General features: G+C 73.3%; 19 protein-coding genes and 1 tRNA gene. 9 read left to right on the forward strand and 11 right to left on the reverse strand.

The window, feature by feature from the left end; genetic code table 11:
- Positions 1-42: 42 nt before the first annotated feature.
- Positions 43-1,326, reverse strand: a complete 1,284-nt coding sequence (locus tag ACWDRR_RS12615; RefSeq protein ID WP_449772164.1) for an adenylosuccinate synthase — start codon at positions 1,324-1,326, stop codon at positions 43-45.
- A gap of 126 nt (positions 1,327-1,452) precedes the next feature.
- On the opposite strand from ACWDRR_RS12615, the gene ACWDRR_RS12620 reads away from it, so the two are divergent.
- From ACWDRR_RS12620 to purM, 3 genes are all read left to right on the forward strand, one after another.
- Positions 1,453-2,304: a diacylglycerol kinase gene (locus tag ACWDRR_RS12620; RefSeq protein WP_449772165.1), complete on the forward strand. Its 852-nt coding sequence runs from the start codon at positions 1,453-1,455 to the stop codon at positions 2,302-2,304.
- Positions 2,305-2,646: 342 nt separating this feature from the next.
- A complete protein-coding gene (purF, locus tag ACWDRR_RS12625) occupies positions 2,647-4,230 on the forward strand; it encodes an amidophosphoribosyltransferase (protein ID WP_449772166.1) in 1,584 nt (527 codons plus the stop codon).
- A 78-nt stretch (positions 4,231-4,308) separates the two neighbouring features.
- Positions 4,309-5,394 (forward strand): phosphoribosylformylglycinamidine cyclo-ligase, encoded by a 1,086-nt coding sequence (gene purM, locus ACWDRR_RS12630; protein ID WP_449772167.1) that lies wholly within the window; start codon positions 4,309-4,311, stop codon positions 5,392-5,394.
- Positions 5,395-5,646: 252 nt separating this feature from the next.
- On the opposite strand, the gene ACWDRR_RS12635 is transcribed toward purM, so the two are convergent.
- Together ACWDRR_RS12635 and ACWDRR_RS12640 are read right to left on the reverse strand one after the other, a co-directional pair.
- Positions 5,647-5,904: a DUF3073 domain-containing protein gene (locus ACWDRR_RS12635; RefSeq protein WP_329489015.1), complete on the reverse strand. Its 258-nt coding sequence runs from the start codon at positions 5,902-5,904 to the stop codon at positions 5,647-5,649.
- 475 nt (positions 5,905-6,379) lie between these two features.
- A complete protein-coding gene (locus tag ACWDRR_RS12640; protein ID WP_449772168.1) occupies positions 6,380-7,543 on the reverse strand; it encodes a Glu/Leu/Phe/Val dehydrogenase dimerization domain-containing protein in 1,164 nt (387 codons plus the stop codon).
- Between the two features lie 207 nt (positions 7,544-7,750).
- Between ACWDRR_RS12640 and ACWDRR_RS12645 the strand changes: the two genes are divergently transcribed.
- Positions 7,751-8,740 (forward strand): hypothetical protein, encoded by a 990-nt coding sequence (locus ACWDRR_RS12645; protein WP_449772169.1) that lies wholly within the window; start codon positions 7,751-7,753, stop codon positions 8,738-8,740.
- Between the two features lie 586 nt (positions 8,741-9,326).
- Positions 9,327-9,533 (forward strand): developmental transcriptional regulator BldC, encoded by a 207-nt coding sequence (gene bldC / locus ACWDRR_RS12650; RefSeq protein ID WP_014137253.1) that lies wholly within the window; start codon positions 9,327-9,329, stop codon positions 9,531-9,533.
- Positions 9,534-9,890: 357 nt separating this feature from the next.
- Here bldC and ACWDRR_RS12655 read toward each other — a convergent pair.
- Positions 9,891-9,964, reverse strand: a tRNA-Asp gene (locus ACWDRR_RS12655).
- A gap of 105 nt (positions 9,965-10,069) precedes the next feature.
- Positions 10,070-14,062, reverse strand: a complete 3,993-nt coding sequence (hrpA, locus tag ACWDRR_RS12660) for an ATP-dependent RNA helicase HrpA (protein ID WP_449772170.1) — start codon at positions 14,060-14,062, stop codon at positions 10,070-10,072.
- Between the two features lie 183 nt (positions 14,063-14,245).
- Here hrpA and ACWDRR_RS12665 point away from each other — a divergent pair, with 183 nt between their 5' ends.
- Complete coding sequence (locus ACWDRR_RS12665) at positions 14,246-14,776, forward strand: SigE family RNA polymerase sigma factor (protein WP_449772171.1); 531 nt, start codon at positions 14,246-14,248, stop codon at positions 14,774-14,776.
- Positions 14,773-15,678: a hypothetical protein gene (locus tag ACWDRR_RS12670; RefSeq protein ID WP_449772172.1), complete on the forward strand. Its 906-nt coding sequence runs from the start codon at positions 14,773-14,775 to the stop codon at positions 15,676-15,678. The genes ACWDRR_RS12665 and ACWDRR_RS12670 overlap by 4 nt, the downstream gene beginning before the upstream one ends.
- A 168-nt stretch (positions 15,679-15,846) precedes the next feature.
- Here the strand turns inward: ACWDRR_RS12670 and ACWDRR_RS12675 are convergent, their stop codons facing one another.
- Positions 15,847-16,818, reverse strand: a complete 972-nt coding sequence (locus ACWDRR_RS12675; protein ID WP_449772173.1) for a LysR family transcriptional regulator — start codon at positions 16,816-16,818, stop codon at positions 15,847-15,849.
- Positions 16,819-17,080: 262 nt separating this feature from the next.
- Here ACWDRR_RS12675 and ACWDRR_RS12680 point away from each other — a divergent pair, with 262 nt between their 5' ends.
- On the forward strand, positions 17,081-18,001 hold the full coding sequence (locus ACWDRR_RS12680) for a zinc-binding dehydrogenase (RefSeq protein WP_449772174.1): 921 nt from the start codon (positions 17,081-17,083) through the stop codon (positions 17,999-18,001).
- Between the two features lie 114 nt (positions 18,002-18,115).
- The gene (locus tag ACWDRR_RS12685) at positions 18,116-19,201 is read left to right on the forward strand and encodes an alpha/beta hydrolase family protein (protein WP_449772241.1); all 1,086 of its coding nucleotides are present in this window, start codon (positions 18,116-18,118) and stop codon (positions 19,199-19,201) included.
- A gap of 53 nt (positions 19,202-19,254) precedes the next feature.
- Here the strand turns inward: ACWDRR_RS12685 and ACWDRR_RS12690 are convergent, their stop codons facing one another.
- The 5 genes from ACWDRR_RS12690 to ACWDRR_RS12710 all read right to left on the reverse strand — a co-directional run bounded on the left by ACWDRR_RS12690 (position 19,255) and on the right by ACWDRR_RS12710 (position 25,024).
- Positions 19,255-20,775, reverse strand: a complete 1,521-nt coding sequence (locus ACWDRR_RS12690) for an ATP-binding protein (protein ID WP_449772175.1) — start codon at positions 20,773-20,775, stop codon at positions 19,255-19,257.
- A 99-nt stretch (positions 20,776-20,874) separates the two neighbouring features.
- Complete coding sequence (locus tag ACWDRR_RS12695; RefSeq protein WP_449772176.1) at positions 20,875-21,144, reverse strand: phosphopantetheine-binding protein; 270 nt, start codon at positions 21,142-21,144, stop codon at positions 20,875-20,877.
- Positions 21,145-21,183: 39 nt separating this feature from the next.
- Positions 21,184-22,758, reverse strand: a complete 1,575-nt coding sequence (locus tag ACWDRR_RS12700) for a class I adenylate-forming enzyme family protein (protein ID WP_449772177.1) — start codon at positions 22,756-22,758, stop codon at positions 21,184-21,186.
- Positions 22,755-23,714: a holo-ACP synthase gene (gene acpS / locus ACWDRR_RS12705; protein WP_449772178.1), complete on the reverse strand. Its 960-nt coding sequence runs from the start codon at positions 23,712-23,714 to the stop codon at positions 22,755-22,757. Before acpS ends, ACWDRR_RS12700 begins: the two co-directional genes overlap by 4 nt.
- On the reverse strand, positions 23,711-25,024 hold the full coding sequence (locus ACWDRR_RS12710) for a type III PLP-dependent enzyme (RefSeq protein WP_449772179.1): 1,314 nt from the start codon (positions 25,022-25,024) through the stop codon (positions 23,711-23,713). The genes acpS and ACWDRR_RS12710 overlap by 4 nt, the downstream gene beginning before the upstream one ends.
- Between the last annotated feature and the right edge of the window lies 1 nt (position 25,025).

Below are 25,025 nucleotides of genomic sequence, written 5' to 3' on the forward strand. Positions count from 1 at the left end.
GCAGTGCGGTCCGCAGGGCCTCTCGGCCTCACATGCTCAGGCTCAGACGAACGAGTTGATCTGGATCGTCTCGTACCGGCCCGGGCCGACGCCGATGGCGGAGATCGGGGCGCCCGACATCTCCTCCAGCGCCTTCACGTAGGCCTGCGCGTTCTTCGGCAGGTCGGCGAAGCTCTGGGCCTTGCTGAGGTCCTCGGTCCAGCCCGGCAGCGTCTCGTAGATCGGCTTGGCGTGGTGGAAGTCGGACTGGTTGTACGGGAGCTCCTCGACGCGCTTGCCGTCGATCTCGTACGCGACGCAGACCGGGATCTGCTCCCAGCCGGTCAGCACGTCCAGCTTGGTGAGGAAGAAGTCGGTCAGGCCGTTGACCCGGGTCGCGTAGCGCGCGATCACGGCGTCGAACCAGCCGCAGCGCCGGTCACGGCCGGTGGTCACACCGCGCTCGCCGCCGATCCGGCGCAGGGCCTCGCCGTCGGCGTCCAGCAGCTCGGTCGGGAACGGGCCCGAGCCGACGCGGGTGGTGTACGCCTTCAGGATGCCGATGACCCGGTCGATCTTGGTCGGGCCGATGCCGGCGCCGGTGCAGGCACCGCCGGCGGTCGGGTTCGACGAGGTCACGAAGGGGTACGTGCCGTGGTCGACGTCCAGCAGGGTGCCCTGGCCGCCCTCCAGGAGGACGACCTTGTTCGCCTTGAGCGCCTCGTCGAGCACCAGGGTGGTGTCGGCCAGGAACGGCTTGATCTTGTCCGCGTAGCCGAGGTACTCCTCGAGCACCAGCTCGGCGGGGATGGCCCGGCGGTTGTAGAGCTTGACCAGCAGCTGGTTCTTGTCGTGCAGCGCCGCTTCGATCTTCTGCTGCAGGATCGACTCGTCGAAGAGGTCCTGGACCCGGATGCCGACGCGGTTGATCTTGTCCGCGTAGGTCGGGCCGATGCCGCGGCCGGTGGTGCCGATCCGGCGCTTGCCGAGGAAGCGCTCGGTGACCTTGTCCAGGGTGCGGTGGTACGGCGTGATCAGGTGGGCGTTGCCCGAGATCAGCAGCTTGGAGGTGTCGATGCCGCGCTCGTTCAGCCCGCTGAGCTCGGAGAGCAGCACGCCCGGGTCGATGACGACGCCGTTGCCGATCACCGGAGTCACATTCGGGCTGAGGATGCCGGAAGGCAGCAGGTGCAGGGCATACTTCTGGTCGCCGATGACCACCGTGTGACCGGCGTTGTTGCCGCCCTGGTAGCGAACGACGTAGTCGACGGAGCCACCGAGGAGGTCGGTCGCCTTCCCCTTGCCCTCGTCCCCCCACTGAGCGCCAACGAGCACGAGTGCCGGCACAGGCGTACACCCCTTCCGGTTGGGGCATCCTGCGAAAGCCGCAGTCTGCCCCGAGATAGACGAAGCCCCTGGCGCAATAGCGCAAGGGGCTCTTGCACCGAGAGATTACCTGAGGAAGGACCGGTCGTGTCGTCCCTGTCCACGCCCGCGAGCGGCGGCCCCGAACCGCTCCTCCTGCTCCTCGACCCGGCGGCCCGGCAGACCGACGGCGAGTCGGTGCGGATCGCGAAGGACGTCCTGTGCGGGGGGACGGACGCCAAGGTGGCCTATCCGGAGAGCCCGTCCGAACTCGACCGGGTGCTTTCGCACCGGGGTCGGCGCCGACCGGTGGTGATCGGTTCCGACCTGGCGATGCAGCGGGTGCTCCAGGCCCTCCACCGCCAGCGTGAGCTGGGTGCGGACCCGGTGGGCATGGTCCCGGTGGGGCGGTCGGACGAGCTGGTGGCGGCCCGTGCGCTCGGCGTGCCGGGCGAGCCGGTGCCGGCCGCGCGGGCGGTGCTCGCGGGGGTGCCGCGCAAGCTGGACCTGCTGGTGGACGACGGCGGTGGAGTGGCGCTCGGCGGGGTGCGGATCTCCGGCAGCGGGGCACGTCGGATGGTGAGCCGTACGAGTGGCTGGCGTTCGCTATGGGCGAAACTGGCTGCGGCCGAGCAGGGGACCTCACTCACGATCGAGACCGGCAAGGGCGAGCACAGCGCCCGGCTCCGGGTCGAGGCGGACGGCCGGCTGCTCGCGGACGTCCACCGGCCCGTCCGGGTGGTCGAGGTGAGCCTGCCGGGCGGGGAGGCGAGCGGTGCCGGCGTGATGGAGGTCGTGGTCCGCACGCCCGGCGCGCTGGTGCGCGCCCGGGCGGCGAGCGTCTCGGTGACCGGGCGCGGGTTCGGCTACGAGGCGGACGGCCACCCGGTGGGCCCGGTCCGGGTCCGGACCTGGACGGTGCACCCGGGCGCCTGGGGGCTCCTGCTCCCGGCCGGCTGAGGAGTCGGGGAGGGACGGCGCCCGCCGGGTGCCGAAGCCCGTTCGGACCTCGCCCGGCCCCCGTTCGGACCCTGCCCGGCCCCCGTCGCGCCCCCTGTCCGGCCCCGCCGACCCCTCGGGTGAGCAGGCTCACGTTGCCCGCCGTTCACCTCCGGGTCGTCCGCATGCGGAATGTGCCAACAGGCGCGAACAGCAAGGCCAAGCGCCCCTCGGCCGAATTCCGCGACCCCGAAATCCGCACCTGGTAAGGGGTTTTGTCTACGCGCGTTGCCGACCGATCGCCCAAGAATCCCCGCCTCCCCGGTTCCGGAAGCCTGTGCCAACTGCCCTAGACTCGAAGGCGTGCCACGTGGTGACGGAAGACTCAACCACGATCTTCTTCCCGGTGAGAAAGGCCCCCAGGACGCTTGCGGCGTCTTCGGTGTCTGGGCTCCCGGCGAGGAGGTCGCCAAGCTCACGTTCTTCGGCCTTTACGCCCTGCAGCACCGCGGTCAGGAATCCGCGGGGATCGCAGTGAGCAATGGCTCCCAGATTCTCGTCTTCAAGGACATGGGACTCGTCTCCCAGGTCTTCGACGAGGCCTCCCTGGGGTCGTTGCACGGGCATATCGCCGTCGGACACGCCCGCTACTCGACCACCGGTTCCTCGGTCTGGGAGAACGCCCAGCCGACCTTCCGCGCGACCGTTCACGGTTCGCTGGCCCTCGGGCACAACGGAAACCTGGTGAACACCGCCGAACTGGCGGCCATGGTCGCCGAACTGCCCGGTGAGGAGCACGTCTCCCGCTCGGGCCGGTCGGCCGCGACCAACGACACCGACCTGGTGACGGCCCTGCTCGCCGGCCACCCGGACCTCTCCATCGAGGAGACGGCCAAGCTCGTCCTGCCCAAGGTCAAGGGCGCGTTCTCGCTGGTCTTCATGGACGAGCACACGCTCTACGCCGCCCGCGACCCGCAGGGCATCCGCCCGCTGGTGCTCGGCCGGCTGGAGCGCGGCTGGGTGGTCGCCTCCGAGACGGCGGCGCTGGACATCTGCGGCGCCTCCTTCATCCGCGAGGTCGAGCCGGGCGAGCTCATCGCCATCGACGAGAACGGCATGCGGACCTCCCGCTTCGCCGAGGCCAAGCCCAAGGGCTGCGTCTTCGAGTACGTCTACCTGGCCCGCCCCGACACCTCCATCGCCGGTCGCAACGTGCACCTCTCCCGCGTGGAGATGGGCCGCAGGCTGGCCGCCGAGGCGCCCGTCGACGCGGACCTGGTGATAGCGACGCCGGAGTCCGGTACCCCGGCGGCCATCGGTTACGCCGAGGCCAGCGGCATCCCGTACGGCTCGGGCCTGGTGAAGAACGCCTACGTGGGCCGCACCTTCATCCAGCCCAGCCAGACCATCCGTCAGCTCGGCATCCGGCTGAAGCTCAACCCGCTGCGCGAGGTCATCCAGGGCAAGCGCCTGGTGGTCGTGGACGACTCGATCGTCCGCGGCAACACCCAGCGCGCCCTGGTGAAGATGCTCCGCGAGGCCGGCGCGGCCGAGGTCCACATCCGGATCTCCTCGCCGCCGGTGAAGTGGCCGTGCTTCTTCGGCATCGACTTCGCGACCCGCGCGGAGCTGATCGCCAACGGCATGACCATCGAGGAGATCGGCCGCACGCTCGGTGCCGACTCGCTCTCCTACATCTCGATCGACGGCATGATCGAGGCCACCAAGCAGCCGAAGGACCGGCTCTGCCGGGCCTGCTTCGACGGCGAGTACCCGATGGAGCTGCCCGACCCGGCGCTGCTCGGCAAGCTCCTGCTGGAGGCCGAGATCAAGGGCGGCCAGCAGCCGCCCGCGGTCCGCGGCAAGCCGACCAGCGGCAGTGACCTGGACGGCGTCCAGTCCCTGCTCGGCGGAGCGGGCGCGGCCGACGCCCTGCGCCGCCCGTAACGACCTGACGGTGGGGTCCCGGAACCCGGGGCCCCACCGCTGTTCCAACCCCCACTGACCCGAAAGGGCCGCACCGCAGTGACCACGAACCAGAACGGCGCCACCTACGCCGCCGCCGGCGTCGACATCGAGGCGGGCGACCGCGCCGTCGAGCTCATGAAGCAGTGGGTGAAGAAGGCGAGCCGCCCCGAGGTGGTCGGCGGCATCGGCGGCTTCGCCGGGCTCTTCGACGCGTCCGCCTTCAAGCGCTACGAGCGGCCGCTGCTGGCCTCGGCCACCGACGGCGTGGGCACCAAGGTCGCCATCGCCGCCGCCATGGACAAGCACGACACCATCGGCCACGACCTGGTCGGCATGGTCGTGGACGACCTGGTGGTCTGCGGTGCCGAGCCGCTCTTCATGACCGACTACATCTGCGTCGGCAAGGTCGTGCCGGAGCGGGTCGCCGCGATCGTCAAGGGCATCGCCGAGGGCTGTGCGCTGGCCGGCTGCGCCCTGGTCGGCGGCGAGACCGCCGAGCACCCGGGCCTGCTCGGCCCGGACGAGTACGACGTCGCGGGCGCCGGTACCGGCGTGGTCGAGGCGGACGCCCTGCTGGGCGCCGAGCGCGTCCGCGCGGGCGACGTGGTGATCGCGATGGCCGCCTCCGGCCTGCACTCCAACGGCTACTCGCTGGTCCGCCACGTGCTGCTGAACGAGGCCGGCTGGAAGCTGGACCGCAAGGTCGAGGAGTTCGGCCGCACGCTCGGCGAGGAGCTGCTGGAGCCGACCCGGATCTACTCGCTGGACTGCCTGGCGCTCGCCCGGGCCACCGAGGTCCACGCCTTCTCGCACGTCACCGGCGGCGGCCTGGCCGCCAACCTGGCGCGGGTGATCCCGGAGGGCCTGCACGCCCGCCTGGACCGCGGCACCTGGACCCCGCTGCCGGTCTTCCAGACCGTCGCCGAGGTCGGCAAGGTGTCCACGCTGGAGATCGAGAAGACGCTGAACATGGGCGTCGGCATGGTCGCGGTCGTCCCGCCGCACTCGGTGGACGTCGTGCTGTCGATCCTGGAGGACCGCGGCGTCGAGGCCTGGCTGCTGGGCGACATCGTCGACCGCTCCGGCGAGCACGAGGGCGGCGCGGCGCTCTACAACGCGTACGAGGGCTTCACGGCCGGCTGAGCACGGCCGGGCACATCGTGAACGGGCCCGTCCGGCGGATCGCCGGAGGGGCCCTTCGCGTACCGGCCGAAGCGTGCCGGGCGGCCGGGCCGCCGTGACGCCGGGGGCGCCCGCCCGTGACGCCGGGAGGCCGGGCAGCGGGACCGGTGGGCCGGAGCCGTACGGACGACCGGACACGCGGGGCCCGGCCCCGGGAACGCCGAAAACCGGCCCGGCGCACTGGGCGCTCGGGCCGGTCAGGCCAGACTGTGACTACGCGCGGCGGCGGGCCTGCGAGGGCCCGGTCCCCGACGTGCTGTCATCGTCCTCGTCGTCGTCGGCGTAACGAGCCGCGTATTCCGCGTAGGGGTCGTCGTCCTCTTCTTCCTCGATCGGCTCAGGCTCGATCGAGGCGGTAGAGGGCGATACGCCCAGCTCGTTGGACAGACGATTGGCGTCGAACCCGCCGCTGTTGTACTTCAGCTCGCGGGCGACCTTCGTCTGCTTGGCCTTGGCCCGGCCGCGCCCCATGGGTCGACCCCCTCAACGATGGGGCTCACGGCCCCGAGTCTGACACGTGTTCATGATCAAGAGCGGCCTGCCCGAATGGGGAGAACCGTCCCTTGGAGCATTAACGGTACCTGTTTCTGCCGCTGGACGGTACGTCGTCGGTGTGACGTGGCGCGCACCGGCCGCACCCGAGACCAGGTCTTCCCAGGTCACGGGAGGTTTTGCGGCAGTTTGCGCGCTGTCCGGAGGTAGCTGAGGTCCGTCGTTCCGGGATCGATTATCCCCCCAAGGGGGATGTTGGATCACCCGATCGGGCGCAGAAGTGAGAATCCGGTTCCACATTGTGATGCGCGGGGGACGAGTGGGCCGCCGCCCCCGTCGGCGGGCCGGGAGGTGTTCCCCCGCCCCGCCGACGGGCCCGGAAAAGGGAGGGGCCGCCCCCCGGTGCGTCACGGGTCCCACGACGCACCGGCGGGCGGCCCCGGCCGCGCGGGGGTCAGCCCCGGCGGGCGCCCGGCAGCAGGACCGAGCGGAGCGCGCTGATCTCGCGCATCCGCTTCTCGGCGAGCCGGTCGGCGGCCACGGCCGGCGGCACGCCGTCGGCGGTCGCCCGGGTGAAGATCTCCAGGGTGGTGTCGAAGATCCGGGTGGCCTTGTTCTTGGCCCGCTCGAAGTTGAAGCCCTCGATCTCGTCGGCGACCTGGATCACGCCGCCGGAGTTCACCAGGTAGTCCGGGGCGTAGAGGATGCCGCGGTCGGCGAGGTCCTTCTCGACGCCGGGGTGGGCGAGCTGGTTGTTGGCCGCGCCGCACACGACGGAGGTGCCGAACTCGCCGAGCGCGCCCACGGTGGCGTCGGTGAGGGCGCCGCCGAGGGCGCAGGGGGCGTAGACGTCCAGCTTGCTCTGCAGCAGGGCGGCGCTGTCGGCCACCACCTCGACCTCCGGGTGGGCGGCGCGCACGCGGTTCACGGCGGCCTCGGAGACGTCGGTGATGACGACGGTGGCGCCGTCCGCGACCAGGTGGCCGACCAGGTAGTGGCCGACCTTGCCGACGCCGGCCACGCCGACCCGCTTGCCGCGCAGGGTGGGCTGGCCCCAGCGGGCCTGGGCGCTGGCGCGCATGCCCTGGAAGACGCCGAAGGCGGTGAGGATGGAGGAGTCGCCGGCGCCGCCGTTCTCGGGCGAGCGGCCGGTCACGAACTCGGTCTCGCGGGCGATGACGTCCATGTCCTGGACGTAGGTGCCGACGTCGCAGGCGGTGATGTAGCGCCCGCGCAGGGACTCGACGAAGCGGCCGTAGGCCCGCAGCATCGCCTCGTTCTTGTCCTTGTTCGGGTCGCCGATGATGACGGCCTTGCCGCCACCGAGGTCGAGCCCGGCCAGCGCGTTCTTGTACGACATGCCGCGCGAGAGGTTCAGCGCGTCCTCCAGGGCCGCCTCCTCGGAGGCGTACGGGAAGAAGCGGGTGCCGCCGAGGGCCGGGCCCAGCGCGGTCGAGTGGATGGCGATGATCGCCTTGAGGCCGGAGCTCCGGTCGTGGCAGAGCACGACCTGCTCGTGGCCGTCGCCGGGGGCGGCGCCGTCCTGTTCGGTACGGAAGATCCTGCTGAGCACTCCGGGTGCGGGGTACGCGGCGGATGCGGTCTGTACGTCGGTCACTGTGGTGACTCCAGTATCCGAGGCCCGCTGCTGTGGTGCGGGCGCCTAGGGCGAAGCGTAGTCGCGCGGGCGTCCTCGATCTGCCCTCTTGTACGAGCTTGCGCAGCTTGTCCGCCTGGTGAGACGGGGGCGGCCGGAGTGCGTTCGCGAACGGCTCCCGGGCGAAGCCCTCCCGGGCGGGGGCCGGTGCGTGCGACGATGCAGAACGTGACCGTCGTGCGCACCTCCGTACTGCCGCCCTACGCCGCCCACCTGCGGGTCTACGAGCCGCTGGCCGCCTACCCGGAGCCCGAGCGGGCGCGCTGGCAGGCCTATGCCGCGGCGCACGGGCCGGACGCCGCGGAGGCCGGCCGGCCGGTGGCCGCGGCGGCGCTGGAGGAGCAGCGGGCGGCGCTGGCGGAGCTGGTCGGCCGCACTCCCCGGGCGCTCCCGGAGCGGGAGAGCGAGCGGGCCTTCGTCCGGTCGGTGGACGGGGTGCTGTACGTCTGTCCGTGGGCGACCAGGCTGCGCACCTGGCAGGCGCTGGACGAACTGCGGGCGGCGGCGCCGGTGGCGCTGCTGGACACCGCGCTGCCGCCGGCCACCCGGGCGGCCGCGGAGGCGGACCGGGAGCGCTGGCGGGCCGAGCACCCGGACGCCCGGCCGTGGATCGTGACCAGCCGGTGGGAGGTGCCGGTGCGCTGGTTCCTGCCGTTCGGGGAGGAGGACCGCTGCTTCGTGCCGGCGGGGGAGGCCGGCGACCCGGCCGGCGACGCGGCGAGTGCGGCTGCGGGGACGGGCGTGGGGGCGGCCGACGCCGGCGGTGCCGCGGCCGCGGGGCCCGGCCGGGAGGAGAAGGGGGAGCGGGGCGGGCAGGCGGCGCTGTTCTACCTGACGCCGATGGCGCAGGCGCGCCGCCGGGTGGCCCGGGCCTACCGGGCGCTGCGCGAGGCCGTGCCGGAGGGGGACCTGGTGCGCGGGGCGGAGTTGGTGGGGCGGTGGCTGGAGGAGTTCCACCCGCGTTCGCTGGTGGAACTGGACTACGGGGGGCTGGTGCACCTGCTGGGGCCGGAGGAGCTGCTGGCGGACCGTTCGGCGGGGGAGCTGGAGGACGGCCTGCGCGCGCTGCGGGCCGGTGACGCGGCGGAGGCGCTGCGGGCGTACGAGGAGCTGACGGTGCGCTGGCGGCGGGTACTGGCGCTGCGGTACGCGAACTGAGCCCGCGGGGGATCCGGGGCGGTCGGCGGGGAGGGGCCGGAGGGGGCTGCCGCGGGGCCGGGCGGGCCGGCCCGAAGGGGCGTCAGCGCTGGCCGGACGGGGTGTCGGTGGTACTTGTAAGACTGTAAGAGTCCTACGGCCCGAGCCGTATGACCAAGGTCCTGGTTCGGGTCAATACCTGTCGAACGTGACACTACTCACCGTTGACGCGAACTAACCCCTATGTGCAAAAATGGGACAACCAGCCCAACTTCACGTGAGCGTGCCCACTTTTGGGTGGTTCTGGAGTCGATGCGTGCTTTGCGGGAAAACGGAGGGTCTGGTCCCTCCGTAACCGGATGTCACTATAAGGTGACTGCCCGTTATGGGGTGGTCCATCGCCATCCGTCAGCCTTGAACCCGTGAGGGGTCAATTTTGGCGGTTTGGTCGATAGGGCTGGACGGATGGTGTAGTTGTAGACACCAGGACAAGCCGTTCGTCCTATAACCGACTCGGCCCGTCTATGCCATTTCGGGCATCGCGGGCCAAGGTGCAGAATTTGAAGGATAGAACCGCCCTGGTTCGGTTCTCCCGAGGAGGCCGCTCATGACCGCTCGTACCCCTGATGCTGAACCCCTGCTGACGCCGGCAGAGGTCGCCACCATGTTCCGCGTGGACCCGAAGACGGTTACTCGCTGGGCCAAGGCAGGCAAGCTGACGTCCATTCGCACGCTTGGCGGGCACCGTCGTTACCGCGAGGCGGAGGTGCGCGCTCTGCTGGCCGGTATTCCCGCCCAGCGAACCGAGGCCTGATAGGCCGAAGGCTCTTTCAAAGGGGCCGCTTACCGGACTCCGCCGGGTCCGGTAAGCGGCCCCTTTGCATGCCCGCGCGCAGTCCCCGAGATCATGCCGGGCGTCCGGAATGTTGAACTCCGGATAACGATTTGGGGGCCCTGGGGCGGGGGGGATATACAGTTCATAGCTGTGCAATTTTACATATTAAATTAGCGCCCCTTGGGGAGGGGTGCCCCCTGCCCGGTCTCGGGAAAAGATAAGTGACGACGATCACACGGACCGTTACTTGTGGTCTAGACCTGGCTCGGGGTAGGGAGCGCCCCGGAGAAACACGAGAGGCCCGGAACCAAACGGTTCCGGGCCTCTCGGCTACGGCGATCCTGACGGGACTTGAACCCGCGACCTCCACCTTGACAGGGTGGCGAGCTAACCAACTGCTCCACAGGACCAGAGTTTTCCGATCTCGTTCACCCGCTTGCCGCGCTGCGAACAAGACAGACTCTAACCCATGGTGGGCCCCCAGGTCGAACTGGCTCCTGAGGGCCCCGCCCAGCTCAGAGCGCGGCCCTGGCCGCCTCCATCGCCTTCATGATCCGCTTCTCCGAGACCGGGGTCGGCGTACCCAGCGACTGGGCGAAGAAGCTGACCCGCAGTTCCTCGATCATCCAGCGGATCGCCAGCACCGCCGGGGAGGGCTGCTGCCCGGCCGGTACGGCCGCCAGCAGCTCCCCGTACTCCTGCTGCACCTGCTGCACCTTCAGCAGCTGCTGGGCGTCCCGCTGGGGGTGGTTGGGCAGCGCCTCCAGCCGGCGGTCCACCGCCAGCAGGTAGCGCTTGAGGTCCGGCAGCCGCTGCCAGCCGGTCTCGGTCACGAAGCCCGGGTGCACCAGCGAGGCCAGGTGCAGCCGGATGTCGTTCACCGCCGTCAGCAGCACCGGGCTGCTCACCGCCTTCAGCCGGGTCGAGGCCTTGTGGAAGGCGATCAGCGCGGTGGCCGTCTTCAGCGTGGTGTCCGCCGAGAGCTCGTAGAGATCGGCCCGGACCTTCTCGTGCAGCTTGCCGAAGGCCGCCTCGTCCCAGGCCGGCCCGCCGGCCGAGGTCATCAGCCGGTCGGTCGCGCAGGCCACCACGTCCTCGAACAGGGCCGGGATCGAGCCGTGCGGGTTGTACGAGAGCGCGAGCTTCGCCTGGTTGCCCAGCCGGCCCTGGATCGACTTGGCGGGCGAGTTGGTGGTCAGCATCAGCAGCCGCCGGGTGCCCTCCCACATCGCCTGGGTCTGCGCCTGCGGGGTGTCGAAGAGCTTGATCCCGACCGCCTCCCGCTCGTCCACCAGCGCCGGGTAGGCGCGCAGCGAGTGGCCGCGCGAGCGCTGCTCGAAGGTGCGCTGGAGCACCGGCAGCGAGGCCGGCCAGGCGGTCAGCCCGGACTGCTCGATGCCCTGGCCCGAGGCGGCCGAGGAGAGCGTCTCCTTGAGCTTGGGCTTCAGCTGCAGCCGCAGGTCCTCCAGGTCCTTGGACTCGGCGAGCTTCTTGCGGCCGTCGACCACCCGGAAGGTCACCCGGAGGTGGTCCGGTACCCGTTCGTCGTCCCAGGCCTCCGGCGGGACGGTGATCGCCGTCATCCGCTTGAGGATGTGCTCCAGCGTGGGCAGCAGGGGCTCCTGGCGGTCCTTCACCTGGCGCAGGGCGGCCTTCGCGAAGTCCGGGGCCGGGACGAAGTTGCGGCGGATCGCCTTGGGCAGCGCCCGGATGTAGGCGGTGACCAGCTCCTCGCGCAGGCCGGGGATCTGCCAGTCGAAGCCCTCGGCGGTGACCTGGTTGAGCACCGGGAGCGGGATGTGGACGGTCACGCCGTCCGCGTCGCTGCCCGGCTCGAACTGGTAGGTCAGCTTGAAGCGGAGCTTGCCCTGCTGCCAGTAGTCCGGGTAGTCCGCCTCGGTGACGCCGTCCGCCGAGTCGTTGATCAGCATCGACTTCTCGAAGTTGAGCAGGTCCGGCTGGTCGTGCCGGGCCTTCTTCCACCAGGAGTCGAAGTGCCGGGTGGAGACGATGTCGTCCGGCAGCCGGCTGTCGTAGAAGTCGAACAGGGTCTGGTCGTCGACCATGATGTCGCGCCGGCGGGCCCGGTTCTCCAGCTCCTCGACCTCGCTGAGCAGCTTGCGGTTCTCGGCGAAGAAGCGGTGGTGGGTCTCCCAGTCGCCCTCGACCAGCGCGTTGCGGATGAACAGCTCGCGGCAGAGCTCCGCGTCGATCCGGCCGTAGTTGACCTTGCGCTGGGCGACGACCGGCATCCCGTAGAGGGTCACCTTCTCGTAGGCCAGCACCGCGCCGGCCTTCTTCTCCCAGTGCGGCTCGCTGTAGCTGCGCTTGATCAGGTGGCCGGCCAGCGGCTCCACCCACTCGGGCTCGATCTTCGCGTTGATCCGCGCCCAGAGCCGGGACGTCTCCACCAGCTCGGCGGACATCACCCAGCGCGGCGGCTTCTTGAACAGGCCGGAACCGGGGAAGACCGCGAACCGGGCACCGCGGGCGCCGCCGTACTCGCGCTTCTCGACGTCGAAGAGGCCGATGTGCGAGAGCAGGCCGGCCAGCAGCGACTGGTGGATCCGGTCGGCGTCCGGCTCGGCGTCCGGGTGCGGCTCCTCGATGGTGACACCGAGCTGCTTGGCGACCGTGCGGAGCTGGGAGTAGATGTCCTGCCACTCCCGTATCCGCAGGTAGTTGAGGAACTCGGCCTTGCACATCCGGCGGAAGGCCGAGGAGGAGAGCTCCTTCTGCTGCTCCCGCACGTAGCGCCACATGGCGAGGTAGGAGAGGAAGTCGGAGGTCTCGGACTGGAAGCGGCGGTGCCGGTCGTCGGCGGCCTGGCGCTTCTCGGTGGGGCGCTCGCGCGGGTCCTGGATGGAGAGCGCGGCGGCGATCACCATGACGTCGCGGACGCAGCCGTTCCTGTCGGCCTCCAGCACCATCCGGGCCATCCGCGGGTCCACCGGGAGCTGGGCCAGCTGGCGGCCGAGCGGGGTGAGGCGCTTGCGGACGTCCTTCTCGTCGGGGTCCAGCGCGCCGAGCTCGTGGAGGAGGTTGACGCCGTCCTTGATGTTGCGGGAGTCCGGCGGGTCCAGGAACGGGAAGGCGGCGATGTCGCCGAGGCCGGCGGCGGTCATCTGGAGGATGACCGAGGCCAGGTTGGTGCGCAGGATCTCGGCGTCGGTGAACTCAGGGCGGGAGAGGAAGTCCTCCTCCGAGTACAGCCGGATGCAGATGCCGTCCGAGGTACGGCCGCAGCGGCCCTTGCGCTGGTTGGCGCTGGCCTGGCTGATCGCCTCGATCGGCAGCCGCTGCACCTTGGTGCGGTGGCTGTAGCGGGAGATCCGCGCGGTGCCCGGGTCGATCACGTACTTGATGCCCGGGACGGTGAGGCTGGTCTCGGCGACGTTGGTGGCCAGGACGATCCGCCGGGAGCTGGAGCGCTGGAAGACCTTGTGCTGCTCGGCCGAGCTCAGCCGGGCGTAGAGCGGGAGGACCTCGGTGAACTTCAGCTTCAGCTTGTTGAGCGCGTCGGCGGTGTCGCGGATCTCGCGCTCGCCGGAGAGGAAGACCAGGATGTCGCCGGGGCCCTCGGCCTGGAGCTCCTCGGCGGCCTCGCAGATCGCCTGGATCTGGTCGCGGTCCCGGTCGGCGTCGCTGGGGCCGTTGTCGCCGTCCAGGTCGGCGTCGTCGTCGACGATCGGCCGGTAGCGGACCTCGACGGGGTAGGTGCGGCCGGACACCTCGACGATCGGGGCGTCGCCGAAGTGGTGGGCGAAGCGCTCGGGGTCGATGGTCGCCGAGGTGATGACGACCTTGAGGTCCGGGCGGCGGGGCAGCAGCTGCTTGATGTACCCGAGGATGAAGTCGATGTTGAGGCTGCGCTCGTGCGCCTCGTCGATGATCAGGGTGTCGTACTGGCGCAGCTCGCGGTCGGTCTGGATCTCGGCGAGCAGGATGCCGTCCGTCATCAGCTTGACCAGGGTGTCCGGGCCGACCTGGTCGGTGAACCGGACCTTCCAGCCGACCGCCTCGCCGAGCGGCGTGCGCAGTTCCTCCGCGACGCGCTCGGCCACCGTGCGGGCGGCGATCCGGCGGGGCTGGGTGTGCCCGACCAGGCCGCGGACCCCGCGGCCCAGCTCCAGACAGATCTTCGGGATCTGGGTGGTCTTGCCGGAGCCGGTCTCGCCCGCCACGATCACCACCTGGTGGTCGCGGATGGCGGCGAGAATCTCGTCCTTCTTCTGGCTGACCGGCAGCTCGGCGGGATAGGTGATCTCGGGGACGGCGGCGCGGCGCTGCGCGACCAGCAGCTCGGCACGCTCGATGTCGCCGGCGATCTCGGCGGCGACCTTCTGCCGGGCCTCGGGCTTGCGGACCCGCCGGGCGCCCTCCAGCCGGCGCCCGATCCGTACCTGGTCGCGCAGGGTCAGTTCGGGCAGACGGGCGGCCAGCTCGCCGATACCGGGGCCGCCGCCGTCCGTGGACGCGTCGGCGGACTGGACTGCGGGAGAACTCACTGCGGGCATCCCTCTAGGTTCGCAAGGAGATGCGGCGGCGCGCACCTCGGTTTTCGAGCCCCTCCAGTGTCACAGCCGCTGCCGGGGAAGTGCGAACCCCGTCCGGGGCGGCGTGCGGGCGATCGCGGGAGCCGGGGCAACGGTCGGGGGCCGGTGCGGGCTCTGGAGGGTGAGGGGGTGCTCATGGGAGCCCAGAAGACCGAGCGGGACGAGGAGTTCCGCGCGTTCATCGCCGTGGCCTGGACGCGGCTGCTGAGGACGGCGTACCTGCTGGCGGGCGACGCGCACGCGGCGGAGGACCTGGTCCAGCAGGCGCTGGAGCGGGCGTACGTCGCCTGGGGCCGGGTCCGCGGAGCGGACGACCCGCACGCCTACGTGCGCCGGATCCTGGTCAACGAGCACGCCCGGCGGTTCCGCCGCAGGCCGCCGGAGCACCTGGTCACCGCCGTTCCCGAGCGGGCCGGGCCGGAGGGCCCGGACGGCTTCGACCGGCTCGACGAGCGTGCCGCGCTGCTGGCGGCCCTCGGCGCGCTGCCGCCCAGGCAGCGGCAGGCCGTGGTGCTCCGGTACTGGGAGGACCTCAGCGAGACGCAGACCGCGGCCGCGATGGGGTGCTCGGTCGGGACGGTGAAGAGCCAGTCGGCGAAGGGCCTGGCCAAGCTGCGGGCCGCCACCTCACTGCGCGGGATGACCACGATCGGAGACAGGGGATGAGCGTGCGGGACGAACGGGAACTGAACGAGGACGAGGCGGCGGCCGTGCGGGGGCTGAGCGACCTCGCGGAGGGGGCCGAGCTCCGGCCGGCCCCGTACGAGCTGCTGATCACGGGCGGGCGGCGGCGGCTCCGGCGGCGCCGGCTGTCGACGGCCGGGGCGGTCGCGGTGCTGCTGGCGGCCGTGGTCGGCGGCGGTACGGCCCTGGGCGGGCTCGACCGGGGCACGGCCGGGGGCACGGCGCTGCCCGCGGCGGCCCCGGCCGGCGCGTCCGTGAGCGCGACCGTCGCGGTCGCGGCGACGACCCCGGCCGCCGGCCGGGACCCGTTCGCCCCGGTCCGGGTCGTGATCGGGCAGGGCACCTCCAACGGCAAGGAGTGGAAGGCCTGGGCCGCGCTCTGGCCCGCCGGGACCAGGGAGCAGGCCCTCCGGCAGGCCGAGCTGATGTGGGAGGAGCGGCACGCCGCCGTCCCGCAGCTCCCGGAGCCGGTGGCGGCCGACGTGCTCCGCTCCTGGCGGGCCGGCCGGGACGTGGTGAACCTCTACGTCACCGTGGACGGCCGTCGGCAGGTCGACGACTCGGTGCACGACAGCGCCGTGCCCGGCGCCCCCGGCCCGCTGTCCACCGACCCGAACGGCGGCCTGGAGGGGACGCTGCTCGGCTTCAAGGGCGGGGAGATGCACGCCTCGCCCGTCCTGCTGGCCGCGGTCGCCCCGGACGTCGACCGGGTGGTCGTCACCTGGGCCGACGGCAGCACCACCGAGCCGCGACCGGTCGGCGTCGGTGACTCCCCGGTCCGGTGGTTCGGGGTGGCGAAGAAGGCGGGCAGCAGCGCGAAGTCGATCACCCTGTTCGGCCGGGACGGCGGCGTGCTCGCCACCAGCGAGGACTGGATGAACTGAGGGGGCGGCGGCGCGGCGGGCGCCCGAACGGGGTGCCGCGCGCCGGGGCCCGGGCCGGTCGGGGGACGGTCCGGGCCCGGGCGGGTCGGGGGACGGGCGGGTCGGGGCACGGCCCGGGCCCGGTCGGGTCGGGGGACGGGCGGGAGGTCCGGTCGGGGGCGGGGGACGTCAGCCGTCCAGGGCCGCCTCGTCCGGGCCGGGCAGCCAGTCGCGGGCCGGGTCGTACTCCAGCCAGCGGCTGCGCCGGGCCGCCTCGGTGAACGCTCCGAGCAGCGGATCCAGCCGGTGCGGCGGCTCGTCGGTGTCGCGCCAGAGCAGCGACCAGGCGTAGAGGGGGGTGGGGTCGACCAGCGGGACGGTCCGGACGCCCGGGCGGCCGGGGCCGGCCGGCAGGTCGGGGAGCGGGCAGTCGGCGGGGAGCAGCGAGAAGCCGGCCGGATCGGTACGTATCCGCTCGGCGAAGGCCTCCAGGCCCAGGTTGGTCGAGCCGGCCCGTTCCTCGATGCCGAAGCGGTCGGCGAACCGGGTCAGGAAGTCCAGCCGGTCCACCGCGGCCGGGTAGCGCAGCACGCTGCCGCGCAGGTCGACCGGTCGCAGCACGTCGCGGTCGGCCAGCGGGTGGTCGGTGCTCAGCACCGCGTCCACCGGCTCCAGCCGGACCAGCCGGTGCGCCAGCCCCGCGTCCCGGCCGTCCGGCAGCGGGTGCACCCGGCCGAAACCGGCGTCCGACTCGCCGCGCAGCAGGGCCGCCGCCACCGAGGGGAGGTCCCGCCCGGGGACGGGCTCGACCTCCAGCCCGGGCACCCCGTCGACGGCCCGGGCGAGCGTGCGCATCGGCGCGTACAGGTGCCCCCAGACGTCGACGCGCAGCGGGCGCCGGGCGCGGGCCACCGCCGCCACGGCGAGGTCGCCCTGGGCGAGCAGCCGCCGGGCGGGCTCCAGGAACCGGTGCCCGGCCCCGGTGAGCCCGACACCGCGCGGGTCGCGGTCGAGCAGCCGGGCGCCGAGCGCCGCCTCCAGCCGGGCGATCCGCTTGGACAGGGCCTGCTGGCTGATCGCCAGCCGTGCGGCGGCGCGTCCGAAGTGCAGCTCCTCGGCCGCCGTCGCGAAGGCGCGGACCTGGGCGAGATCGAGATCCATGGCCGCCCACCCTAGGGCCTGTCGGCGCAGGTCCGGGCGCCGGGCCGGACCGGTTGGGCGCTGCCCGGCGAGGGAGCCGCCGGTGCCCCCGGCCGCCCCGCGATCGGGGTGCTGCCGTCGGGGTGGTGGACGGGTGGGCCCGACAACGGCCGGTTGTCGGGCCCGGTGGGGCGGTTGTTGGACCGGTGGTGCGCGGCCGGGGTCTGCTGGTGCCACCGCCTCGGCCGGACCGGCCGGCGAGGAAGAGGGAGGGCCGAGGACCATGAAGGCGCTGACACCGACCGGACGGGCGGACGCGACGGTGGCGTTCGCGGAGGTGGAGCAGCCGCGGCCGGGCCCGGGGGAGGCCCTGGTGAAGGTCGAGGCGTTCGCGGTGAACCGCGGCGAGACGTTCCAGCTGGAGGCCCCCCGGCCGGGCTGGCGGCCCGGCAAGGACATCGCGGGCCTGGTCGTGCAGGCCGCCGCCGACGGCTCCGGGCCGGCCGTCTGCCGCCGGGTCGTCGGCCACCCGCCGGCCGGTGGCTGGGCCGAGTACGTGTGCGTGCCCGTCGGCTCGCTCGCCGAGATCCCCGACGGACTGGACGCCGTCCGGGCCGCCGCCCTCCCGCTGGCCGGGCTCACCGCGCTGCGGCTGCTGCGCACCGCCGGCGCGCTGGCCGGCCGCCGGGTGCTGCTCACCGGCGCGTCCGGGGGCGTCGGCCACTACGTCACCGAGCTGGCCTCGGCGGCGGGGGCGGAGCTGACCGCCGTCACCGCCTCGGCGGAGCGCGGGCGGCGGCTGGTGGAGCTGGGCGCGGCGGAGGTGGTCCACGAGGTCGGCGCGGCGCGCGGTCCGTACGACCTGGTGCTGGAGTCGACGGGCGGCGCCGGTCTGCCGCTCGCGCTCGCCCGGCTGGCCCGGCGCGGCACGCTGATCTGGTTCGGCCAGGCCTCCCGGACGCCCGTGACGCTGGACTTCTTCGACTTCTTCGCCGGGCCGGAGTCCGCCGTGCTGCGGCACTTCCACTACGCGGACTCCGACGTGGCCGACGGCGAGGACCTCGCCACCCTGGTCCGCCTGGTGGGGGAGGGGCGGCTGACCCCGGAGATCGGCCGGGTCGCGCCCTGGGCGGAGACCGCCGCCGTGCTCACCGACCTGCGGGAGCGGCGGATCCGCGGCAAGGCCGTGCTCACGCTGTCCTGAGGTGCGGCGCCCCGCCCGATGCGCGGCGCCCCGACGCGACCGCCCAGCCCGCGACGCGACCGCCCCGCCGCGACCGCCCGCCGCCCACCGCCGCCCCTCCACCGTGAGATGAGTGTGATCCCCTTGACCGACTCGCCCGACCTCTCCTTCCTCGACCACCCCGGCCTGCTGCCGGCCTTCGTCGAGGAGAACCGCCCGCGGGCCACCGGCGCCGGGCTGGACCCGCACGAGTACACCCGGGTCACCGGTGCGCTGCGCTCCGCGCGCGAGTGGCCGGAGGCGTTCCGGGCCGCCGGCCGGCGCCATCGCGACGCCGCCGAGCGCGCCGCCGCCGAGGGCCGGCCGGTGTCGGCCGGTGAGTCCTACCGGACGGCCGCCCGCTGGTTCCACTGCGCCGGCCTGCTCCCGCACCCCGACCGCGCGGCCGCCGCCCGCGACGCCACCGAGGCGGACGGGGCGATGCGCGCCGCCCTGGCCCGCCTCGACCCGGCGGCCGAGCGGGTCGAGGGCGGGTCCTTCGCGGGCTGGCTCCGCCGCCCGGCCGGGACGGGGCGGCGGCCGCTGGTGATCGTCGTCCCCGGGATGGACTCCGGCAAGGAGGAGTTCCACGCCGTCACCGAGGCGCTGCTGGCGCGCGGCGCGGCCGTCCTCGCCCTGGACGGCCCCGGGCAGGGCGTCCTCGCCGCGACCAGCGCCCCCGAGCCGGACTACCACCGGGTGGTCGGCCGGGTGATCGACGCGGTGGCCGTCCGGGAGGGGGTGGACGCCGACCGCATCGGCGTGGTCGGGCTGAGCCTCGGCGGCTACTACGCCGCGGTCACCGCCGCCCGCGAGCCGCGGATCCGGGCCACCGCCGTCGTCAGCGGCCCGTACCGGCTGGACTGGGACGCCCTGGTGCCGTTCGTCACCGCGACGCTGACCCAGCGCTGCGGGAGCGCGGACGCGGCCCGCGCCTTCGTCGGCCGGGTCGACCTGACCGGCCCGGCCGAGGACCTCACCGGCCCGCTGCTGGTCGTCGAGGGCGGCGAGGACCGGATCCCCGGCGTCACCAACGCCGAGGCGCTGGCCCGCCGGGTTCCCGGGGCCGAGCTCCTGCTCGTCCCGCACGGCAACCACCTGCTCGGCAACGCCCTCGCGGACTGGCTCCCCGCCACGGCGGACTGGCTCACCGCACGGCTGGCCCGCGCGACGGCGGGCTGAACCGCCCTGCGGGCGGGCACGCGTGGGACCGTCCCGACGGTGGTGGCTGCGGGTCAGTCGGCCGGCCCGGGGCGGCCGAGCGTCTCCGAGAAGCAGAGCCTGGTCCGCATGATCCGGGTCCAGAGCACCAAGTCCCCCAGGACACGAGCATGGTGGGCGGCGGCGCGGACGTTCTCCTCGTCGCAGGGCAGCAGCCGGGCGGCCACCCCGGCCTCCACCAGCCGGGCGTGGTGCTCGGCGAGCGTGCAGAAGTACTGGGCGTGCCGGTGCCGCAGGGCGGAGTGGTGCCCCGCCTCGACGCTGCGCTCGACCGCGAACGCCCGCAGCGGGCCGATCAGCCGGTAGCGCAGCTGGTCGCCGTACCGGTGGACGGTGATCAGGGACTGGGTGACCAGGTCGCGCAGCGCCCGGGCGGTGTCCAGCGCGCTCTCGGCCTCCGCGCCGCAGTCGGTGCCGGCGACGAGGTGTTCGGCCGCCTCCAGGGAGAAGCCGCCGCGGAACACCGAGACGGCGGCGAAGACCCGTTGCTCGATCGGCCGCAGCCGGATCCAGCTGCGCTCCAGGGCCTGCCGGAGCGACTGGTGGTGGCCCTGCTGAGGGGCGCGGCGGCGCTCCAACAGGTCCAGCTGGTGGGCCATCCGGGAGAGGATGTCCTCCAGGGTCATCGCGCTGAGCTGGCTGGCGGCCAGCTCCAGGGCCAGCGGGTGGCCGTCCAGCGCCGAGCAGAGGTGGGCCACCGCGGCGCAGTTGGCCTCGGAGAGCGACCAGAACGGGGCCGCCTCGGTGGCCCGTTGGACGAACAGCCGGCCGGCCGGGGAGCCGAGGACGCCCTGCCGGGTCGGGCCCCGGGGGGCGGCGATCGGGCCGAGCTGCCAGCTGGACTCCAGGGCGAGGCCGAGCGGTTCGCGGCTGGTGGTCAGCAGCCTGGTCCGGTTGTCGGCCGAGCGCAGCAGGAAGGCCGCGAGCCGGGAGACCGCGTCGAGGGCGTCGTCGGCGTTGTCGAGGACGAGCAGGGCGGGCGGCCGGGCGCGGCCGCCGCGCAGCTCGGCGGTGAGCGTGGCCAGCACCTCGCGGGTGTCGTCCTGGGCGAGGTCGACGAACCAGACCGGGCCCTCCGCCCGGAGCGCGTACTCGGCCGCCACCCGGGACTTGCCGATGCCCGGCGGTCCGGTGAGGGTGGCCGCCCGGTGGTGGCCCAGGACCTGCCGGAGTCTGCGCAGATCGTCGCCCCGGCCGAGCAGTTCGGTCCCGTGGACGGGCGGCGCCAGGCTGACCGGGTCGGGCGGCGGGGGTACGCAGCGCCGCGCCGCCGCCGCGTCCGGGCCGGTGGCGGGGCGCCGGGTGCGGCGCAGCTCGCGCAGGACGTGGTCGGCCTCGGTGCGGGAGAGCTGCAGCGCCCGGCAGAGTGCGAGGACCGAACTCTGCCGGGGCCGGCCGATCCGTTCGTTCTCCAGGTTTCCGATGGTGCGGACGCTGACTCCCGACGCGTCCGCCAGCCGCTCCTGCGTCCACCCCCGGGACTCCCGGAAGGTGCGCAGAAGACGGCCGGACTCCCCGGCACCGGCCGACGTCACGTCATCGGCATACACGCGGCCACCCCCCAGTGATCTGCCCCGGGGTGAAGATACCGACCTACGCGATGTCAGGTCTAGACCAACCTGGAACGCCGCAGGTCAGGCGGTTGCCGACAGCTCACCACGGGTGGTGAGGACGAAGTCGGTGAACGTGCCGACCGAGGCGAAGTCCTCGATGTCCAGCGTCTCCGGGTCGACGACCAGGTCGATCGAGTCCTCCAGGGCCATCAGGAGCTCCAGCATGGTCGTCGAGTCCAGGTGCAGGTCGTCGAAGAGGCGGATGTCGTCGGCCAGACCGGCGATCTCCCGCTCCAGCACCTCGCTGAGGGCGGTCTCCAGGGCGTTCACGATGTACTGACGGTCAGTCATGATGACTCCTTCAATGGTTCGTTGGGGTGTGCGGGAGGTTCAGACGGCGGCTTCGGCGAGCACGGCCGCGAGCCGGCGGCGGTCGACCTTGCCGTTGGCGCTGAGCGGCAGCTCGTCCAGCACCACGCACCTGCGCGGGATCTTGTACACCTCGATCTGCTCGCGCATCAGCTCCAGGACGTCGGGCGCCTCGATCCGGCCGACCACCGCGAGCACCGACGGCCGGCGGCCCTCGGGCGGGAGGACGGCGGCCGACACCACACCCGGCACCCGGTGCGCGGCGGCCTCCACCTCGGTCGCGCTGAGGCGGAACCCGTTCTCCTTGTAGAGGTCGTCGCGGCGGCCGCTGAAGTAGACGAAACCGTCCTCGTCGAGCCAGCCGTAGTCGCCGGTCCAGAGTTCGGGGAAGAGGCCGTCCCGGTGCCGGAACCGCTCGGCGTTCAGCTCCGGCCGCCGCCAGTAGCCGGCCATCACGTGCGGGCCGCGCACGACCAGCTGCCCGATCTCGCCGGGCGGCAGCGCGGCGCCGTCGTCGTCGACGGCGAGGACCTCGGTGCCGGGCAGCGGCAGGCCGCAGGAGCCGGGCCGGGCCAGGTCGCCGTCCGGCGGCATGATCGTCGCCCGCTTGCACTCGGTCAGGCCGTACATGACCTGGACCTTGAGCTCCGGCAGGGCCTCGCGCAGGGCGGCGATGGTCTCCGCCGACAGGGCGGCCCCGGTGTTGGTGAGCAGCCGCAGGGCCGGCAGCTTCTTCGCCGACCGGCGCAGCAGCCAGGCCAGGCCCTCGGCGGCCGAGGGGACGCCGGGCAGGACGGTCGCGCCGGTCGCGGCCAGCCGGCGCAGCAGCAGCGGGCCCGCCTCGTTCGGCCGCCCGAGCCACAGGTGGGCGCCGCCCAGCACGGCCAGGTGGACCTGGTAGAGGCCGTAGTCGAAGGAGAGCGGCAGCGGGCAGTAGACGACGTCGTCCGCGCGGTAGCCGAGCACGGACTGGATGGCCCGGGCCGCGAACAGCACCTGCTGGTGGGTGCTGACCACGGCCTTCGGCAGGGAGGTGGTGCCGGAGGTGTAGATCAGGCTGACTGGATCGACCGCCAGCACCCCCGGGTCGGGGAGCGGTTCGCCGCTGCCGGGGAGCGGCTCGGCGGGGTTGCCGGGCGCTTCGGCGGTGCCGGACGGGGCCACCGGGTGGGCCGGGAAGGTGGCGTCGGTCAGGGCCGACAGGGGCAGGGCGGCGATCGAGCGGGCGTCGGCGGCGGCCCGGTCGGCCGCATCCTCGGTGATCAGCAGCCGCGGCTCGCAGTCGGCGAGGACGTGGGCCAGCGGTGTGCCGTGGACCTGCTCGTGCAGCAGGGTGTAGACGGCGCCCACCCGGGAGGCCGCGAAGACGAGCACCGCGAGGGCGGGCCCGGACGGCGCCGCCACCACGACGCGGTCGCCCCGGCCGACCCCGGTCGCCCGCAGCCACCGGGCCACCCGCACGCTGGCCGCCGCGAACGCGCGGTAGTCCAGGGTCAGCTCGTCCTGCGACAGCGCGGGGCGGTCGGGCCAGCGGTCGGCCGCCCGGTCGAGCAGCTCGTGCAGCAGGGCCGGCGGCGACGGCTCCGGTCCGGTCATCGGGAACTCCCATCGGCGGTGGTGGACTCGGCGGACTCGGCCGGCCCGGCGGGCGCGGCCCTGCCGGTGCGGGCCGGCGGCGGCACCACGGCAGTCGCCGTGGCGGTGCAGACGAGCAGGGGTTCGGCCAGCACCTCGGCGGCCGAGGACGACCGCTCCGGCCGGGCGGCGATCACCTTGTACGCCTCGAACGCGACCACCCGGCGCAGCCGGGTGCGGCGGACCAGCCGGGCGGTCAGCTCCAGGTAGTCGCCGGGGTGGCAGGGCGCGGTGAACCGGACGGCGGAGTACTCGGAGAGCAGCCCCTCGTCGCCGTCGGTGCGGATGGTGATCTCGGTGATCAGGTCGCCGAACAGGCCGAGCAGGCGGGCGCCGGGCACCAGGCCGCCGCCGTAGTGGGCGTCCTCCTGCCCGAGCCGCAGCCGCAGCCGGGCGACGACCTCGTCCGGTGGGGCGGCGTCCGGCGGGGTGCTGTCGGGCGCGGTGGTGCGGGGCGGGCGGTCCATACGGGGTTCCTCCGGATCGGCGAGGTCGGCGAGGTCGGCGGGTGCGGTGGCGGCGGGGGCCGGCGGGCCGAGCCGGCCGACCGCCACGGCGGTCACCGTCCGGCGCTTGTGGGCGATGGACACGGCGGTGGCGGCCAGGCCCAGTTCGGCGGCCCGGGCGGCGGCCCGGCCGTGCAGCCGGAGCGACGGCCGGCCGCTCGGGTCCTGGCCGACGGCGATCTCACGCGGTGCGATGCCGCGCAGCAGTCCGGTGCCGAGCACCTTCAGCACGGCCTCCTTGGCGGCGAACCGGCCGGCCAGGAACTCCCGGCGCCGATCCGCCCCGAGCCGCCCCGCCCGGGCCAGCTCCTCCTCGGCGAAGCAGTGCCGCAGGAACCACGGCCGCTCGCAGAGCCGGTCGAGCTCCCCGAGTTCCAGGACGTCGATGCCGACCAGTGGCGCACCGGTCACGTCACGACCTCCGCCCCCGCCCCGGTGACCACCCCGGCGCCCGGGTCGACCAGCCGCTGCTTGGCCAGCAGATCGGCCAGGGTGTCCCGCTCCCGGACCAGATGGGCCGTCCCGCGGTGCACCAGGACCTCGGCCGGGTAGCCGTGGCTGAGGAACAGCCCCGGTGAGGCCGTCGGCCCGTACGCGCCGGACCGCTCGACCCCGAGCAGGTCGCCCGGGGCCACCTCGGGCAGTTCGACCTTCTTCGCGATGACGTCGTTCGGCGTGCAGAGCGGCCCGGTGACGGAGTAGGCGCGCACGGCGGGCTCGGCCGGCCGCCCGAGGTGACTGATCGGGAAGTTGCGCTTCACGAAGCTGCCCACGCCGACCGCCGCCATGTGGTGGTTGGTGCCGCCGTCGGCCACCACGAACCACTCGCCCCTGGACTGCTTCACGTAGCGGGCCCGCACGACGTACGTGCCGGCCCAGGCGGTGAGGTAGCGGCCGAGCTCCATGATCAGCCGGCAGTCCGGGTGCCGGGCCGCGAACGGGGCCACCACCTCGTGCAGGCCGGCGCCCAGCCGGGCCAGGTCCAGCTCCTTCTCGTTGTCGAAGTACGGCACCCCCAGGCCGCCGCCGAAGTCCACCGTCCCCAGCGGGACGCCGAGTTCGTCCGACAGCCGCTCGGCCGCCGCCAGGATCTCCCGGGTGTTGTGCACGACATCGGCGTGGTCCAGGAACCGGGTGCCCATGTAGGCGTGCAGGCCCGCGAGTTCGACGTGCCGAAGGCCCGCCAGGGCCGGCCGGGCCGCCCGCAGGACGTCCAGGTCGATGCCGAACTGGCGCGGCTTGCCACCCATCGCGAGGCCGGAGCCCTTGGTGGCGAAGTCGGGGTTGATCCGCAGCATCGCCCGGCACGGGCCGGTGCCGGCCGCCGCCACCAGGTCGTCCAGCTGCAGCAGTTCCTCCACCGACTCGCACACCACCGCGTGGATGCCGGCCTCGACGCACGCGGCCAGCTCGGCGGCGTCCTTGCCGGGCCCCAGGAAGATCACGTCCTGCGGGGCGACGCCCGCCCGCAGCGCGGTGACCAGCTCGACGTGCGAGGAGACCTCCGCCCCGGCGCCCAGCGACCGCAGCAGGGCGCAGACGCTGATGTTGGGGTTGGCCTTGAGCGAGAAGAAGACGTCGACCTCGGGGGGCAGGACGGCCCGGAGGTCCCGGAAGGTGCGTTCGAGCACCTCGCCGTCGTAGACGAAGAGCGGAGTGCCGAACTGCTCGGCCAGCTCCGTGATCGCGATTCCCTGGAACCGCGTCTCGCCTGTGCTCATC

This window comes from Kitasatospora sp. NPDC003701 (genome assembly GCF_053587085.1).

Excerpts from the sequence above, each read along its gene's own strand:
- ACWDRR_RS12635 (WP_329489015.1), bottom strand. The coding sequence starts at position 5,904 with ATGGGGCGCGGCCGGGCCAAGGCCAAGCAGACGAAGGTCGCCCGCGAG.
- bldC (WP_014137253.1), top strand. The coding sequence starts at position 9,327 with ATGACCGCTCGTACCCCTGATGCTGAACCCCTGCTGACGCCGGCAGAG.
- ACWDRR_RS12665 (WP_449772171.1), top strand. The coding sequence starts at position 14,246 with ATGGGAGCCCAGAAGACCGAGCGGGACGAGGAGTTCCGCGCGTTCATC.
- ACWDRR_RS12670 (WP_449772172.1), top strand. The coding sequence starts at position 14,773 with ATGAGCGTGCGGGACGAACGGGAACTGAACGAGGACGAGGCGGCGGCC.
- ACWDRR_RS12675 (WP_449772173.1), bottom strand. The coding sequence starts at position 16,818 with ATGGATCTCGATCTCGCCCAGGTCCGCGCCTTCGCGACGGCGGCCGAG.
- ACWDRR_RS12680 (WP_449772174.1), top strand. The coding sequence starts at position 17,081 with ATGAAGGCGCTGACACCGACCGGACGGGCGGACGCGACGGTGGCGTTC.
- ACWDRR_RS12695 (WP_449772176.1), bottom strand. The coding sequence starts at position 21,144 with ATGACTGACCGTCAGTACATCGTGAACGCCCTGGAGACCGCCCTCAGC.
- ACWDRR_RS12700 (WP_449772177.1), bottom strand. The coding sequence starts at position 22,758 with ATGACCGGACCGGAGCCGTCGCCGCCGGCCCTGCTGCACGAGCTGCTC.
- ACWDRR_RS12710 (WP_449772179.1), bottom strand. The coding sequence starts at position 25,024 with ATGAGCACAGGCGAGACGCGGTTCCAGGGAATCGCGATCACGGAGCTG.